At 54.5% G+C, this 16221-nt stretch carries 12 protein-coding genes, 1 other RNA gene and 2 pseudogenes; 1 reads left to right on the top strand and 14 read right to left on the bottom strand.

Going from position 1 to position 16221, the window contains the following annotated elements; translation table 11 throughout:
* The 4 genes from T260_RS123980 to gpsB form a co-directional block, all read right to left on the bottom strand.
* Window positions 1-1824: ATP-dependent DNA helicase (locus T260_RS123980; protein WP_023634479.1), on the bottom strand; the 1824-nt coding region annotated here is incomplete at its 3' end.
* A 122-nt stretch (window positions 1825-1946) separates the two neighbouring features.
* Window positions 1947-3089, bottom strand: coding sequence for a THUMP domain-containing class I SAM-dependent RNA methyltransferase (locus tag T260_RS123985; protein WP_014195686.1), 1143 nt, complete (start codon window positions 3087-3089; stop codon window positions 1947-1949).
* 147 nt (window positions 3090-3236) lie between these two features.
* Window positions 3237-3633, bottom strand: an RNA gene (gene rnpB, locus T260_RS1000000139125) — RNase P RNA component class B.
* A gap of 99 nt (window positions 3634-3732) precedes the next feature.
* Complete coding sequence (gene gpsB / locus T260_RS123990; protein WP_011231037.1) at window positions 3733-4029, bottom strand: cell division regulator GpsB; 297 nt, start codon at window positions 4027-4029, stop codon at window positions 3733-3735.
* Here gpsB and T260_RS123995 point away from each other — a divergent pair.
* Complete coding sequence (locus tag T260_RS123995) at window positions 4028-4222, top strand: hypothetical protein (RefSeq protein WP_014195685.1); 195 nt, start codon at window positions 4028-4030, stop codon at window positions 4220-4222. The two genes, gpsB and T260_RS123995, sit on opposite strands and share 2 nt — an antisense overlap.
* 42 nt (window positions 4223-4264) lie before the next feature.
* Here T260_RS123995 and T260_RS124000 read toward each other — a convergent pair whose 3' ends face one another.
* The 10 genes and pseudogenes from T260_RS124000 to T260_RS1000000140835 all read right to left on the bottom strand — a co-directional run.
* A complete protein-coding gene (locus T260_RS124000) occupies window positions 4265-4510 on the bottom strand; it encodes a CotD family spore coat protein (protein ID WP_014195684.1) in 246 nt (81 codons plus the stop codon).
* A 438-nt stretch (window positions 4511-4948) separates the two neighbouring features.
* Window positions 4949-6214 (bottom strand): ribonuclease H-like domain-containing protein, encoded by a 1266-nt coding sequence (locus T260_RS124010; RefSeq protein ID WP_011231034.1) that lies wholly within the window; start codon window positions 6212-6214, stop codon window positions 4949-4951.
* Between the two features lie 240 nt (window positions 6215-6454).
* Window positions 6455-8731: a DEAD/DEAH box helicase gene (locus T260_RS124015; protein ID WP_023634477.1), complete on the bottom strand. Its 2277-nt coding sequence runs from the start codon at window positions 8729-8731 to the stop codon at window positions 6455-6457.
* 246 nt (window positions 8732-8977) lie between these two features.
* A complete protein-coding gene (locus tag T260_RS124020; protein WP_031213154.1) occupies window positions 8978-9763 on the bottom strand; it encodes an IclR family transcriptional regulator in 786 nt (261 codons plus the stop codon).
* A 175-nt stretch (window positions 9764-9938) separates the two neighbouring features.
* Window positions 9939-10727: a fumarylacetoacetate hydrolase family protein gene (locus T260_RS124025; RefSeq protein ID WP_023634476.1), complete on the bottom strand. Its 789-nt coding sequence runs from the start codon at window positions 10725-10727 to the stop codon at window positions 9939-9941.
* Between the two features lie 6 nt (window positions 10728-10733).
* Window positions 10734-11951, bottom strand: coding sequence for an NAD(P)-dependent malic enzyme (locus T260_RS124030; RefSeq protein WP_011231030.1), 1218 nt, complete (start codon window positions 11949-11951; stop codon window positions 10734-10736).
* A gap of 188 nt (window positions 11952-12139) precedes the next feature.
* A complete protein-coding gene (locus T260_RS124035; protein ID WP_023634474.1) occupies window positions 12140-14302 on the bottom strand; it encodes a malate synthase G in 2163 nt (720 codons plus the stop codon).
* The gene (locus T260_RS124040) at window positions 14302-14493 is read right to left on the bottom strand and encodes a hypothetical protein (protein ID WP_023634473.1); all 192 of its coding nucleotides are present in this window, start codon (window positions 14491-14493) and stop codon (window positions 14302-14304) included. The genes T260_RS124035 and T260_RS124040 overlap by 1 nt, the downstream gene beginning before the upstream one ends.
* A gap of 107 nt (window positions 14494-14600) precedes the next feature.
* Window positions 14601-15788, bottom strand: a pseudogene (locus T260_RS0120945) (FAD-linked oxidase C-terminal domain-containing protein); the annotation flags it as partial.
* A 173-nt stretch (window positions 15789-15961) separates the two neighbouring features.
* A pseudogene (locus T260_RS1000000140835) lies at window positions 15962-16120 on the bottom strand (FAD-binding oxidoreductase); the annotation flags it as partial.
* Between the last annotated feature and the right edge of the window lie 101 nt (window positions 16121-16221).

Genomic DNA, 16221 nt, shown 5'->3' with positions numbered 1-16221 from the left:
CAAAAGATCACGAAAAATTGGCCGAAAAAGAAGCATATACGGCACATCGACGTCCCAAAACGGGTTGCTATACGCTTTTCGCTTCGCCTGAAACACCGGATCATTCGGCGGATACGGCAGCGACCAAATAATGACGTTCGAAAGCGACGGCCCCGGGATGTCAAGTCCTTCCCATAAATGTTCGGAACAAAGCACCGTTTCCTCGTTACGCTGAAACTCGGCGACCAAATCGCTGATTTCACGGTCGCCTTCAAACAAAAACGAAAATGGTTCGCCGGCTGCCGCCTCTTTAAACTGAAGAAGCTCCTCGCGCGTCGGGAACAAGATGAGCGCCCGGCCTCCGGTTTCGCGCAATTTTTCAAGCGCATATGCGTATTTTTTGGCAAACAGCGTCTCATCCGCGCGGAACGTCGGCATAAAAATCGTCATCTGTTCGTCGTAATCAAACGGCGACGGCACGCTGAACGATAAATAGTCATCAATGCCTAAGCTTTGGGCGATATAGGCAAACGATTTTCCGCTCGATAGCGTCGCTGACGAAAAGATAAACGGCATTCGTTTGCTGAACACTTTTTCGCGCAACACTTCTTGAACGGTGCGCGGCATGACGACAAACGTCGCCTCTTGACGCGACGACTCAAGCCACGTAATGGCGTCGGCGTTTTTCAAAAACAAATCGAGTGAATACTGGATTTGGTCCAAATATTCATCCACAATGTTCAGCTGGTAATGATCGATCGTATACGTCTCGCTTTCAAACACAAGCTCGTTGCCGATTTCGACCATTTGGCCGCGGAGCCGCTTCGCCCATTGTTCAAGACGCGGCGACGGCAAAATTTCTTTCCGGTTCGAACCCGGAACGTCTTTCGCGCACGCTTTCAGCTCATCAAAAAAGCGCGTGCTCGTCTCCAGCGTCTCCTCAATTAAATAGGCGAGCTCTTCACGGATGTCGTTTTCAAGAAGACGTGTCAGCAACGTCTCAAGCGTCGTCTCTTTCATTCGATATGTCAACGCCTTTTGCGCAGCGAACTCCAATAAATGCCCTTCGTCAAACACGACACAGCTCGCTTCCGGCAACAGCGGCAGCTGTCCTTCCCGCTTGCGCGCTTCATACGTCCAAACATGTTCCATATAAAAATCGTGCGAGCAGACGATCAAATCCGCCGCCTTCCGGTAATAGTCGCGCCAAAGCGTCTGTCCGCAGCGATGCCGCTTTTCGCACGTGAAACAGTCTTGAAACGGATCCCAGGCGATTTTTTTCCACTGCTCATCAGTCAGGTGGGCGTATTCTTTTCGGTCGCCGTAGCGGTAGAACGACTGCAGCGGTTTGTTGTCATGGACGAAGGCCGGAAGTTCATCGTAAATTTGCTCATACAGCTCGATGTCGTCATCGTCATACGTCGTTACTTCTTCCAGTTTATTCAAACATAAATATTGATCTGGCGATTTCGCCAGCCGGACGTCGATTTCCAGCCCGAGCACGTTGGATAGCTTCGCAATATCGCCTTCCTTTTTGACGAGCTGCTCAATGAGCGTCTCATCGGCGCAGGCGATAATGGCCGGCTTGCCGGTATAGCGGGCGTAGCAGACTGCATACAGCAAATACACGATCGTTTTCCCTGTGCCAACTCCCGCTTCGGCAAAGATCACCTTTTTTTCTCGAAACGCCCGCTCGAGCTGAAACGCCATATAAATTTGCTCGTCGCGCAGCTCAAAGCCGGCTTCCGGCAAAATGTCATAAAAAACATCGCCGATCCACTGGCTCAACTTATCAAAAAAGTTTTCATTTTTTTCTACAACAAACGGATAACGTTCATGGCCCATCGTCGCCACCCCTCCAATTGGCATAAACTCCCCCGGCATATCATGCATAAGCGCGCAACAAGTTTGTTGCGCGCTCGATCCCTAGTAACAAAACAATATTATGATCGATGGCCGCCGAGAAGTCAACTTCGAGCTTCGCGCGGCGGCCGCGGCCCCCAGTACTGGTAGTAATGGGTTTCAATAAAGCCGTTAAACAGTTTGCGCCGCTTCGTCGCCGGGCGGCCGTAATGCGTTTCAAAACCGCGGTGGGCGGTTAAAATGTACACCGACCACGTATCCAAGGCGGCGAAGGCGCGGCCGATGGCGCGATAGAGCGCTTCGACCTCCCGTTGTTCGCCAAGCCGTTCGCCGTATGGCGGGTTGCCGACGATCACCCCGTATTGTGCATCGGTCCGAAACTGCTCGGCGCGGCCCTCCCGAAAAGAAATGAGATCGGAAAGCCCCGCTTCGGCTGCATTCATCTTGGCGATCTCGACCATGTGCGGGTCAAGGTCAATCCCGCAAATATCAAGCGGTTGGTCGTAACGCGCCATCTGTTCCGCCTCTTGGCGCGCCTCTTCCCATACCGATTCCCCGATCCACGGCCATTGCTCCGAGACGAAATCCCGGTTAAACCCTGGGGCGATGTTTTGGCCGATCAGCGCCGCCTCAATGGCAATCGTGCCCGACCCGCAAAACGGATCGACGAACGGGCGCTCGGGCGTCCAATTGGTGAGCAACACTAAGGCGGCCGCGAGCGTCTCTCTTAGCGGCGCCTCCCCTTGGCGAGCACGGTAGCCGCGTTTATGCAGCCCGGCGCCGCTTGTATCGATCGTCAACGTAGCGATATCTTTGTGAAGCGCCACCTCGATCCGATACAACGGCCCGGTTTCCGGGAACCACGACAAATGATAGCGCGCTTTTAAGCTTTCGACGACTGCCTTTTTCACAATGGCTTGGCAGTCGGAAACGCTGAACAGCGTTGATTTGACCGACTTCCCGATCACCGGAAACTCGGCATCTTTCGGCAAGTAATCGGCCCATGGCAACGCCTTCGTTTGTTCAAACAACTCCTCAAACGTCGTCGCTCGAAACTCACCGACTTTCAGCTTCACGCGGTCAGCGGTGCGCAGCCAAAGGTTGGCCCGGCAAATGGCGAGCGCATCGCCTTCAAACGTCACTTTGCCGTTCTCCACTTGGCACTCATAGCCAAGCCGGCGCACTTCTTCCGCGACGACTGATTCGAGCCCCATCGCGGCCGTGGCAATCAGCGAAAACGAAGTCATCCTGTTCCCCCTATCTGATAGATGTATGTATCCTCATTCATGGCCTATACTTCCATTATAGTCATATGGAAGGAAAACACACAAAAGAGAAAGCCCTCCTTCCTGCAGGAGGGCTTTCCCACGATTCCAATCACCGCGTTAATCATGTTCTGTAAGCCATGTTCTGTACCTTCGTACTGCAAGCGGCTTTCGCCTCGTACTCCGGCGGTAATCATCTATCTACAGGCAGCGTACGCCGCCTGTCCTTCCCTCCGTTCATTTCCTTCGGGAAGGTGCCCCTACCATCATTTGGGTTTCTCGCTCGTGGGGTTTACCGCGTTCCACCTCTAAGGTTTCCCTTAGAGCTGCGTCACTGTGGCACTTTCAGGGTAATCGAACCATATCCGCATGCGGACGTAGGTTCTTTCCCCGCCGTCAGCCCAGCCGAAGCCAGACTGCCCTAGCTTATGGATTCGCTAGGCACGAACACTACGGGCATCTCAGCACCGTGCGAGCATGGACTTTCCTCTACGGCCGAAACCGGCCGCAGCGATTACCCGAACATGATTAACGCTGCGAGCATCTTACAGTATAGCTGATCTTGGTGTGAGAATCAAGAAGAAAAAATTAGAAATCCCTGCATCAACTTCGCCCTGCCGGCTGGTTATTCATACAGTTTCCGGCCAAACACATGCTTTTCTAAGTTGGAAAGGCGCTGCAAAATGTCGTAGTTCGTCGTTCCCGCCGACATCGCCGGCCGTTTTTGAAGCTCCTCGACTTGCCGCTTCAGCCGGGCGTTTTCCTGGCGCAACTCGTCAATTTCTTGCTGAAATGCTTCATAATCTTTAATAATGAGATCCAAAAATTGATCCACTTCGTCTTGGTTGTACCCCCGTATGCTTACCTTAAATTCCTTTTCTAAAATGTCTTTCGGCGTCAGTTTCACTTGATGGGCTGACATGGCTTTTCACCTCAATCCGCATTCAACGATCATCTTCTCTTTATTTTTTCAGAAATTCAGCCGGTTGTCAATTGACGGTTGGCTTGCCGCATCGATCGGGAAGCCGCATGGCGCCCACGCAGACTTCCCGGCGGCGCCGAAACGCCGTCCTCCCGCCCAAACGCCGCCGGCTGCCGGCGTTTTCCATCCGTAAAAAAACAGAAGCCGACAAAGCGGCTTCTGTTTTTGGCCCTTACTATCGCAGCGGAAACGGCGGAAATGGCATCGGTCCCGGACCCGGGCAGTACAGATGGCGATTGGCAGCCTGAGCCACCGCCGATTCCGTATGCGGGAAATAATGTTGATGTTCATACAGGTGATGATAAACATGCATCGTATGCGATGGATGGATATGCGGCACAATCGTTGCTTCGAAATGATGCAAAACGTTGCAACGAGGCGGATGAACGATCGGCGCCGTTACATTCGGCAGGCAATGCATCATATTCCTCTCCTTTCATCAATTTAGGCTGTTGCTTGACAATACTAGCCTATGATGAACGGAGTGGACTCGTACTAGTATAAACACCCATTTTGAAGAGCCATTCGCGCCAACAATCTACCGGCTCTCTCGCTCCGGTGCTTCGGACGTTTTGGCATAGTCATTCGTCTTTTTGAATCCGTTATGCGGCGCCGGCCTCTCTGACGTTCATTAATAGATATAATTGAACACGACAAACGTCAAACCGACGACAATAAAAAAGAGATACAAAATTTTTTTGTACATGCTCCGCATCGTCTTCTTCTCCCTGCCATCGTTTTCGTTCATTCCGATGCCATTGTACACGTTTTTTCTTTTTTCTACAAGATTCACAACAAAAAGACGAAACATTTTCGTTTTCTGTCATATTTTGCGCTTGCCAGGGAAATGGACGAGTTCTCACCCGTTTTTCTTGCGTTCAAGCCGCGCGAGCCGCCTGCGCCATTCCGCTTCTTCTTTCTCGCTATGTTGTCGGCTCATCCTAGCGAGCGACCGCCACGCTTCATATGCCATAACGGCATAACGGTGCGCTTCGGCCGCATCCCGGAAATAATGTTCATACACCTTCGCCAGTTCAAGCCCGGCCTTCGCCTTCCAATAGCCATTTCCGTGGATAAACAAGTCGCGCCAAAGGAGAGCAGCCTCTTCATATCGTTTTTCTTTTCGGTATAAAAGAGAAAGCTGCCATTTCGCCGTCTGCGCTTCCTTCGCCCCTTTGCCGCTCGCCTCCTCGTACACCCCCCTTGCCGCCGCTGTTTCCCCGACCGCTTCGAACCAACGGGCGGCGGCCAACTGCTCCTTGGGGTCAGCGAGCCGGTCCGCTTCAAGCAGCTGAACGGATAGGTGAATGTAGAGAGCAATGAGCGACAACACGTCGCGCTCGTTATGGCGCAATACTGGCATGAGCCGGTCTGGATGGGGCGTTTGCAAAAACTCCTTGTACATCATCGGCGCCAAAAAGCCCGGCACATCATCGCCCCGCTCGACATAGAGAATGTGCCGCTCCACTTCCGAAAGGCGCAGCGAATCCAATTTGTCTTTCCATAAGCGGCGGGCGGCGTGATACAAATCAAAATGACCGAACGCTGGCAGTTTTGGCACCATGTTGCGGACAAGCGCATGGCGCGTTTTCAGGCGCGGCCAGTCGAACGCTTTTCCATTATAGGTAACAAGCGTCGTATAATCGACGTCAGACAAAAAACTTTGATAGAGCGCCACTTCCGCCCCTGGGTATGGCAGAAGGTGCTGGCGGATGGTGACGAAATCGCCAAGAATGCGGGCGTGGCCAAGCAAGAACATGATGTTTCCCGCCCCGCTTGAAAGTCCCATCGTCTCCGTGTCAAAAAAGAATAAGTCGCTAACGGCAAAGCCGCGGCAGGAGAGCGGATGGGAAAACGGCGCTTCCTGCCATCTTTCGTGCACTTCATACAGCGCTCCGAGCCGATAGCGGCCGTGCTGATAGTCAAGCGGATACACCGTTTCCCGAATGAGGCAGTAATCGCCGGCAAACCAATACGGCTTGGCGCCGTACTCCCGCCAAACGTCGGCATACGGCACGTCCGTCACAGGTCGTCCGTCCGGTTTCTCCTCTTCTTTTTCTTCATCGTTCTCCTTTTTATGCCGGGCGGCAAGCAATTCTTTCCATTGCGCCAACTTCGGCTTCATCCGTTCACCCCCTCCTTGCTTGACGTCGGCTTGCTTCTATAAGTTGATTCTCCCACACTCGGCAAAAACACGCATGACGACGCTTAAACGGACGGACCGGCCCAAACGGCAAGTTGTTCGTCCAAAAACTGGACAAGTTCGCGCTTCAACGACGGTCCGTCAGCGCTTGAAATGCCGATGCACGATGGGCNAGAACAACGAAAAAAACGCAGCCGAAAACAAAAACACGCATGACGACGCTTAAACGGACGGACCGGCCCAAACGGCAAGTTGTTCGTCCAAAAACTGGACAAGTTCGCGCTTCAACGACGGTCCGTCAGCGCTTGAAATGCCGATGCACGATGGGCAGCCGTCCGCACACGGGCAGCGTTCGACCCATTCTTTCACATGTTTCATGATCTCTTCATACCGTTCAAACACCGCCTCCGACAGGCCGACTCCGCCTGGATAGCGATCATAAAGGAAAATCGTCGGCCGTCCGGAATGCGGCGCCTTAAGCTGCGGCACGACGTGAAGATCGGAGCGGTCGCACATGACAAACACCGGCACGAGATGACCAAGCACATTGGCGATGCCGACAAGGAGTTGTTCAAACAGCGCCGGGGAAAACCGTGACGGCACCGCCTCCCACTCGATCCACGCCGCCGACGTATGAAGCGTTTCCTCCGGAAGGCGGATCGGCCCTGATCCGATGTTTTCAAACGTCGACAGCTTCAGCTTTTTAAAAATCGTCGCCATCGCTCGGACCGATACATCACCGTAACGCACCGCCATTTGTCCGCGCGTTTCGCTCCGGTCTTCCGACAGCACATCAAGCCGGACAGCTAAATTGGCGTCCGTAAAATATTCAACATCGACTTGGCGGACGTACGCCTTTTTCTCCTCCCAGTCGAGCTTTTCAACTTGGTATTGTGCTCCTTCGTGCAAATAAATCGCTTCATCATGAAGCAGCGTCATCGCGCTGAAGCGGTCCATTTCGCCGATGACGCGATGGTGGGCGGTGTCGGAAATATCGATGATGACGACGTTTTCCTGAGCCGCGGAGCGCAAACTGATATCATGCGCGGGAAACGCGTCGCTCATCCAGTGCCAGCGCCCAGCGCGTTCGTTTAGCACCCCTTGCTCGGCCAAAAAGTCGAGCACCTCTTCGACCTCGACGCCGCCGAACGTCTCGCCGCGCCGGAACGGAAGCTCATAGGCGGCGCATTTGATATGATCGACCAAAATGAGCAGATTGTCCGGGTTGATGCGCGCCGCCTCCGGCGAGCGGGCGAAAAAGTATTCTGGATGGGAGATGATGTACTGATCGAGGGGGCTTGCGCTTGCGATCATCACAACGAGCGAATCGCCCTGGCGCCGGCCGGCGCGCCCGGCTTGCTGCCACGTGCTGGCGATCGTTCCCGGATACCCTGTTAAGATGCACGCTTGCAATTGGCCGATATCAACACCGAGCTCGAGCGCATTCGTGCTCACCACACCGATAATCTCCCCGCTGCGCAACCCTTTTTCAATGGCGCGCCGCTCGTTCGGCAAGTAGCCGCCGCGGTAGCCGCGGATCGTCGTATCGCCGATTCGTTCGTTCACCACCGCCTGCAAATGGCTTAAAATCAACTCGACACGGACGCGGCTGCGGGCGAAAACGATCGTCGGAATGCGGTTGACAAGCAGCTGTCTTGCGAGCTCAACGGCCGTTTTTGTCGCGCTTTGGCGGATGTTCATCGTCCGCTCGACAACCGGCGGATTGTAAAACACGAAATATTTCCGCCCGCGCGGCGCCCCATTGTTGTCAATAAGCGCCACCGGTTCACCGATCAGCCGCTCCGCCAACTCTTTCGGATTGGCGATCGTCGCCGACGTGCAAATAAACGTTGGTCGACTCCCGTAAAAGGCGCAAATGCGCTTTAAGCGGCGGATGACGTTCGCCACATGGCTGCCGAATACGCCGCGGTATGTATGCAGTTCATCGATGACGACGTAGCGCAGCTGTTCAAAAAGAGAAATCCATTTCGTATGGTGCGGCAAAATGGCCGTATGGAGCATATCTGGGTTGGTGATGACAATATGGCCCGCTTGACGGATTTTTTGCCGCAGCGCCGGCGCCGTGTCGCCGTCGTATGTATGGCTGTAAATCGACACCCCCATCTCGGCGATGATCTCGTTTAGTTCATTTTTTTGATCTTGAGCGAGCGCCTTCGTTGGAAAGATATACAGGGCGCGGCTCGATGGCTCTTTGGCAATGGCATCGAGCACCGGCAAATTGTAGCAAAGCGTTTTCCCTGAAGCGGTCGGCGTCACGGCGACAATGTTCCGCCCGCTTTGGACCGCGTCATAAGCGGCCGCCTGGTGCGTATACAACGAAGCGATGCCGCGCGCTTTGAGCGCCGCGCCAAGCCGCGGATCGAGTTCGTCTGGAAACGGAACGAAACTCGCTTCTTTCGGTTCGATTTCATGCCAATGCACGACATTCGGATCTTGGCGAAGCTGTTCGATCCATTCCGACAGCGTCTGTTTTTTCACGTCGCATATCACCTCGTTTCTATTTTACATGCATTCCGTTTGTTTGCACTACAAAAAACGCCCACCAAGAGGCAGTCCTCTCTCGTTTCAAACTGGCAGACAACCGATATATCGGAGCCGGCCGAACGACAGAACGTTCGATTGTATCTGAACGGTTTTGGAAAAAGGACGCCTTCCTCTCATCTTCCCCGCCAAGGCGGCATCCACATAGGTCATTCTTCTTGGCACAAAAAAAACGTCCAGCCGCTACAGCTGGACGGAATGGGCTCCACGATAGCCGAGCCTTGCCGACAGTTCTTTGCCGATCTGCCGCATGCGCACAGTGAGCGATGTGATGCGGTCGTCCGTCATGCGGATCGTCGGGCCGGAAACGCTGATCGCCGCGACGACGCCGCCAGTATAGTCAAAAATCGGAACGGCAACACATCGGATACCGTACTCGTTTTCTTCCAAGTCAAGCGCATACCCGTTTTGCCGGACGGTCTCAAGTTCGCGGAAAAATGCCTCGCGGTCGGTGATCGTCCAATCGGTATGCTTCGGCAGTCCTTTCCGATCGATGATCTCTGCAGCCACCGCGGGCGGCAAATGGGCTAAAATGGCCTTGCCGACCGCCGTGCAATGCATCGGAGCCCGCTTGCCGACTTTGGAGTGCATGCGCAGCGTCTCCGTTCCTTCCAATTTTTCAATATAAATGACTTCCCCTTGATCATAGACGACGAGGTGGATGACCTCGTTCGTTTCTTTTTCGAGCTCGCGCAAATATGGCTTCGCCTCTTGGCGCAAATCGATCGAATCAAGCAGCTTTGAGCTGAGCTCTAAAAACTTGTAGCCGAGCTTATACCGCTCCGTTTCCGGATGTTGTTCGATATAGCCGTATTGGGCAAGCGTCGTTAAAATGCGGTACACCGAACTTTTGTTGATGTCCATTTGTTTCGCGATTTCCGTCACGCCCAGCCCGTCCTTTTTCGTGCTGACGATTTCGATAATTTGCAGCGCCCGGCGGACCGATTTGACCGTGTTTTCTCGTTCCATCGCATTCACCTCGATTTGTTCTCTCCGCTCGCCATTATACACGAACAGCCGGGCTTTTGCAGGCGGGAGAGCAGCGCAGGCGCGCATGGCAGCGAGCGCCGCCTTAACGGACGGAACGTATTCACCGTCAGGACGCGCCTGATGCCTTGTTTGGCCCAGAGATGCCGCAGGTTCGTTATGAACGTCGGATGGAAACGGCTGGCGCTTTGGCGGCGACGAACGTATTGCGGAGCGTGCCGATGCCGTCCACATCGCATTCAATGACCGTCCCCGGGCCGACAAGCTCGGCGCCGACCGGGCTTCCCGTCAAAATGACGTCGCCCGGTTGCAGCGTCATGACATGAGACAAATACGAAATCATTTTGCTGATGGAAATGATCATCAGCTTGGTCGAGCTGTTCTGCTTTTCTTCACCATTGACCCGCGCTTTCACCGATACAGCCCGAGGATCGAGCTCTGTTTCAATGACCGGGCCGAGCGGTGTAAACGTATCGAACGATTTTCCGATCGTCCAATGGCCGTCCGGGTGGAAAAACTGCGGCGCGGTGACATCGTTGGCGACCGTATAGCCGAAAATATACGACCACACGTCTTCTTCGCTCACCTGTTTTGCCTCTTTGCCGATCACAACCGCCAGCTCGGATTCAAATTTCACTTCACCAACCCCGCTCGGAATGACCACCTCCGCTTCCGGCCCGACGACCGACGAGGATGGTTTAAAGAAAAAGACAGGAATATCTGGCAGTTCCACCGGCAGCTGTTCACTGGAGGCCACATAGTTGGCGCCAATGCCGATCACATGGCGCGGCGCAAGCGGCGCCACGAGCGAAACGCGATCATAGCGAAATACGTTTCCCGTATAATCCCAAGCGGTGAACATATTTCCTTCGATTTCGCGGATCACTTCACCGTTCACCACACCGGCGCGAATCGCGCCATCAGCGAGAAAACGGGCAAATTTCATCGATGGCTACCCCTCTCTGACACGATTTTGTTCCTCAACTTTTTCCTTGACTCGAGCCACCCCGGTCTCCATGGCGGCACGGGCGACGGCGGAAGCGACGGCCTCGACGACGCGCCGGTCAAACGGGTTCGGGATGACATACTCTTCCGTCAGCTCTTCCGGCTGGATGAGCCCGGCGATGGCTTCGGCAGCGGCAATTTTCATCGCCTCATTAATTTGCGTCGCCCGCACATCGAGCGCGCCGCGGAAAATGCCAGGGAACGCCAACACGTTGTTCACTTGGTTCGGCAAATCCGACCGGCCGGTCGCGACCACGGCGGCGCCGGCGGCTTTTGCCTCATCCGGCATGATCTCAGGCACCGGATTGGCCAAGGCGAATACGACCGCCCCGCGGTTCATCGTCCGAACCATCGCCGGCGTCAACGCCCCAGCAACCGAGACACCGATAAACACATCCGCGCCTTGAATGACGTCCGCAAGCGTCCCGGAGATACGGCGGTGATTCGTTTGCCGGGCGATTTCTTCCTTGATAGCGTTCATCCCATGCGAGCGCCCTTCATAAATCGCTCCTTTTGTGTCGCAAACGATCAGTTCGCCGACTCCGATCGACAGCAGCAATTTGGCGATCGCCACCCCGGCAGCGCCGGCGCCGTTGATGACAACCCGGCAATCGGCAAGCTGTTTGCCAACCACTTTCAAGGCGTTCGTCAGCCCAGCGGCCACGACAATCGCCGTGCCATGCTGATCATCATGAAACACCGGGATCGCCATCTCTTGGCGAAGACGCTCTTCAATGACAAAGCAGGCGGGGGCGGCGATATCTTCCAAATTGATGCCCCCAAACGCCGGTTCCAGCAACTTGACCGTTTGAATGATTTGTTCCGGATCTTCAGTATCGAGGCAAAGCGGCACGGCATCGATCCCGGCGAACGCTTTGAACAAGGCGGCTTTCCCTTCCATGACCGGAAGCGCCGCCCGCGCGCCAATGTTGCCAAGCCCAAGCACCGCCGTGCCATTCGAGACGACGGCGACAAAATTGCCCTTCACTGTATAGTTGTACATTTCGTCTTGGTCGACGTAAATTTCTTTGCACGGTTCAGCCACTCCCGGCGAATAAATGAGACTTAAATCATTGGCATTCACGACCGGCACTTTCACTTCAACTGACAGCTTTCCTCTTGCCTGCCGATGGACAAGCAACGCTCGTTCTCGCAAATGTTCCATCACTGATCCCTAGCTACTAGCCTTCCCCATCCCCTTGTACCGCCTTTTGTGCTGCTTTGCGTTTGACAACCGGCCAGTAGTAACTAGGAGCTGCCTCCTTTCTCCATTTATTTTCTTAATTTTCTGATCATAATAGATAGGAAGGAACAAGGTCATCCATCCCTTGTTCCTTATACAGCTTTTGGCGTTTATTGCTGAATGGCGGCAAATTTCGCTTTTGCTTCTTGACGGCGGCGGTGCAAAATCGGCTCGGTATAGCCGTTTGGCTGTTCATAGCCGCGGAAAATGAGATCGCACGCCGCTTGGAACGCCACCGAATCATCGTAATTCGGCGCCATCGGACGATAGTTCGGATCGCCGGCGTTTTGTTCGTCGACGACTTTCGCCATCCGCTTGAGCGTCTCAAGCACTTGCTCTTTCGTGCAAATGCCATGATGGAGCCAGTTGGCGAGAATTTGGCTCGAGATGCGAAGCGTCGCCCGGTCTTCCATCAGTCCGACGTTGTGAATGTCCGGCACTTTCGAGCAGCCGATCCCTTGGTCGATCCAGCGGACGACATAGCCTAAAATGCTTTGGCAGTTGTTGTCGAGCTCTTCTTGAATCTCTTCCGCTGTCCATTGCGGATGGTCAACGACCGGGATTTGCAACATGTCGTCGCGATAATCGTTCCGATCGTTCGCCAGTTCGCTTTGCACAGCGGAGACGTTCACTTGATGGTAATGAAGCGCATGGAGCGTGGCCGCTGTCGGCGACGGCACCCATGCCGTATTGGCGCCTGCTTTGAGCTGCGCTCCTTTTTGCTTCAGCATTTCTGCCATCAAATCCGGCATCGCCCACATTCCTTTGCCGATTTGCGCCCGGCCGCGGAAGCCGGCGGCAAGCCCAACGGCGACGTTCGATTTTTCATACGCCTGCAGCCAAGTCGATGATTTCATCTCGTTTTTGCGCAGCATCGGCCCCGCTTCCATCGACGTATGAATTTCGTCTCCGGTCCGGTCGAGGAAGCCGGTGTTGATAAAAATGATGCGGTCGCGCACTTGGTAGATGCAGTTTTTCAAGTTGAGCGACGTGCGGCGCTCCTCGTCCATCACGCCGATTTTAATCGTATTCCGCTCAAGGCCGAGCATATCTTCGACACGGTCAAACAGCTCGTTGGCAAACGCCACTTCCGCCGATCCGTGCATTTTCGGCTTGACGATGTAGATGGAACCTTTGCGCGAATTCAAGTAGCGTGTATTGCCGATGAGCGAATGTTTCATAATCAAGCTTGTAATGACGGCGTCCATGATCCCTTCATGCACTTCCTCGCCATTCGCATGCAAGATCGCGTTGTTCGTCATTAAGTGCCCGACGTTGCGCACGAACATGAGCGAACGGCCCGGCAGCACGAGCTCCCCGCCATCCGGCGTTTTGTATACGCGATCCGGGTTCAGGGAGCGCGTCATGATTTTGCCGTTTTTCTCAAATGTCGCTGTCAAATCGCCTTTAACGAGACCAAACAAGTTGCGGTAAACGAGCACTTTGTCTTCGGCGTCAACGGCCGCCACCGAATCTTCACCGTCCATGATCGTTGTCACGGCCGCTTCTAGGACAATGTCTTTGACCCCGGCTTGATCCGTTTTTCCGACCGCATGCTCGCGGTCGATTTGAATTTCAATGTGAAGGCCATTGTTCTTCAGCAACACCGCTGTCGGATGTTGCGGGTCGCCTTGGAAGCCGACGAATTTTTCCGGCTCTTTCAGCCCCGTCGTCGCCCCGCCTTCTGTCGTCACGACAAGCTGGCCATCAACAATGGCGTACTGGACAGCGTCTTTATGGGAATATTGCGCCAGCGGCACCGCTTCATCTAAAAACTGCCGCCCGTAGGCGATGACTTTCGCCCCGCGCACCGGGTTGTACGACGAACCGCGCTCGGCGCCGTCTTCTTCGCTGATGGCATCGGTGCCGTACAGCGCGTCGTACAGGCTGCCCCAACGGGCGTTGGCAGCGTTTAATGCATAGCGGGCGTTCGTCAACGGAACGACGAGCTGCGGCCCGGCTTGCACGGCAATTTCATCATCGACATTGTCGGTCGTAATCTCAAAGTCCTCGACTTCCGGCTCCAAATAGCCGATGTCTGTCAAAAATGCTTTATATTCGTTAAAATCAAAGCGGCCGCGATGCGCTTTATGCCACTCATTCAATTTTTCTTGAATTTCGTCGCGGCGGGCGAGCAATTCTTTGTTGCGCGGCGTCAAGTCGGAAATGAGCGCGCCGAAATCGCTCCAAAACTTGTCTTGATCCAACCCGCTGTTCGGCAGAAGCTCCTCGTTGACAAAGTCGTACAACACTTTGGCGACTTNATGAGCCATTAAAAAAGTAGCCGAAAATCGCGGCGGGCGAGCAATTCTTTGTTGCGCGGCGTCAAGTCGGAAATGAGCGCGCCGAAATCGCTCCAAAACTTGTCTTGATCCAACCCGCTGTTCGGCAGAAGCTCCTCGTTGACAAAGTCGTACAACACTTTGGCGACTTGGATGTTCCCTTTTTGTACGTATTCGCCCATTATTCTCTTCCCCTCTCTTGTTTCTTATTACGAAACATCGTTTCTCAATTTCTCTAAAAAGATGATACCATGAAACGAAATGACTGGCAATCGTTTTCAAAAAATTTTCATTTCACTGTCGACGGCGTCTTTGTCTCTACACAACGCCCCGGCGTCGGGAACAGCTTGCCGGCGTTGAGCAAGTTTTTCGGGTTAAACACGTCGCGGATTGCCGTTTGCGCCAAAATTTCCTCATCAGTGAAAATGAAGCGCATCTCTTCTTTTTTCTCAATGCCAACGCCATGTTCCCCTGTAATTGATCCGCCGACCGCCGCGCACGCCTTGAGGCATTCGCTTCCGGCGGCAAGCGCCCGCTCCGTCTCCCCAGGCTTGCTCGCATCAAACAGCACAAGCGGGTGCAAATTGCCGTCGCCGGCGTGGAAAATGTTTGCGATTCTCAGTCCATACTTGCGGCTGATATCGGCGATTTCCCGCAGCACTTCCGGCAGACGGCTGCGCGGAATGACGCCATCTTGCACTAAATAGTCAGGCGAAATCGCCCCCATGGCGCCAAAGCCGGTTTTCCGGTTCGCCCACCAGCGGGCCCGTTCTTCCTCTGACTGGGCGACTTTCACTTCGCGCACATGATGGCGGCGGCAAATCGTTAAAATATCGTTGATTTGTTCGTCGATCCCGGCGGAAATGCCATCCACTTCAATGAGCAACAGCGCGGCGATGTCTTTCGGATGCCCGACCGGAAACGCGGCCGCTTCGACCGCCTCGATGGCCGTTTGGTCCATCATCTCGAGCGCCGCCGGCACGATTCCAGCGGAAATGATGTCGGAAACGGTCTGGCTCGCATCTTCCACTTCGTCAAAATAGGCGAGCACCGTCTGTTTGGCCTCGGGATTTTTCAACAAACGGACGGTGATTTTTGTCACGATGCCAAGCGTCCCTTCCGACCCGGTCAGCAGCCCGAGCAAATCGTAGCCTGGCGGATCGGGAACGCCGTTTCCGCCGATTTCAATCACTTCGCCGTTCGGCAAGACGACTTCAAGCCCTAAAATATGGTTCGTCGTCACTCCGTATTTTAAGCAGTGGGCACCGCCAGCGTTTTCAGCGACGTTGCCGCCGATCGTGCAGCAATATTGGCTTGACGGGTCGGGCGCATAGTAATAGCCGCGGTGGGCGACCGAGTTCGTCAACTTCAAGTTGACAAACCCCGGCTCGACGACGGCGCGCCGGTTTTCGAGATCGACGTGCAACAGCCGCTTCATCCGCGTTAGGCTGATGACGACTTCGCCGTTTAGCGGAATNCGCAGCGGTTGCAAAAAAGAGCCGAAAAGTAATAGCCGCGGTGGGCGACCGAGTTCGTCAACTTCAAGTTGACAAACCCCGGCTCGACGACGGCGCGCCGGTTTTCGAGATCGACGTGCAACAGCCGCTTCATCCGCGTTAGGCTGATGACGACTTCGCCGTTTAGCGGAATCGCCCCGCCGCTTAACCCCGTGCCGGCGCCGCGGGCGAGAAACGGAAGATCATGCTCATGGCAGTATTTGACGACCGCCGCCACTTGCTCCGTGCTGTTTGGAAATACAACCGCCCTTGGCAAATGGCGGTGGACGGTGAAGCCGTCGCAGTCATATTTTCGGCTTGCTTTTTTGCGCCGAGGAATCCATCTTCCTTGAACCTGCTGGAAGACGAAGGCGCAAAGTAGCTCCTTTGAATTCGCTTCTTCGCTGGTTTGCG

It is taken from the genome of Geobacillus thermopakistaniensis (assembly GCF_000498995.1).
In the GTDB taxonomy this organism is placed as follows: domain Bacteria; phylum Bacillota; class Bacilli; order Bacillales; family Anoxybacillaceae; genus Geobacillus; species Geobacillus thermoleovorans.
Note: the sequence above shows the minus strand (reverse complement) of the source record. Positions and strands in the feature narration are given on the sequence as shown.

What these genes read in the sequence shown, in the direction of transcription:
- T260_RS124025 (WP_023634476.1), bottom strand. Translation starts at nt 10,727, where the DNA reads ATGAAATTTGCCCGTTTTCTCGCTGATGGCGCGATTCGCGCCGGTGTG.
- T260_RS124040 (WP_023634473.1), bottom strand. Translation starts at nt 14,493, where the DNA reads ATGGGCGAATACGTACAAAAAGGGAACATCCAAGTCGCCAAAGTGTTG.
- T260_RS124030 (WP_011231030.1), bottom strand. Translation starts at nt 11,951, where the DNA reads ATGGAACATTTGCGAGAACGAGCGTTGCTTGTCCATCGGCAGGCAAGA.
- gpsB (WP_011231037.1), bottom strand. Translation starts at nt 4,029, where the DNA reads ATGTCAGCCCATCAAGTGAAACTGACGCCGAAAGACATTTTAGAAAAG.
- T260_RS124010 (WP_011231034.1), bottom strand. Translation starts at nt 6,214, where the DNA reads ATGAAGCCGAAGTTGGCGCAATGGAAAGAATTGCTTGCCGCCCGGCAT.
- T260_RS123985 (WP_014195686.1), bottom strand. Translation starts at nt 3,089, where the DNA reads ATGACTTCGTTTTCGCTGATTGCCACGGCCGCGATGGGGCTCGAATCA.
- T260_RS124020 (WP_031213154.1), bottom strand. Translation starts at nt 9,763, where the DNA reads ATGGAACGAGAAAACACGGTCAAATCGGTCCGCCGGGCGCTGCAAATT.
- T260_RS123995 (WP_014195685.1), top strand. Translation starts at nt 4,028, where the DNA reads ATGGCTTTTCACCTCAATCCGCATTCAACGATCATCTTCTCTTTATTT.
- T260_RS124000 (WP_014195684.1), bottom strand. Translation starts at nt 4,510, where the DNA reads ATGCATTGCCTGCCGAATGTAACGGCGCCGATCGTTCATCCGCCTCGT.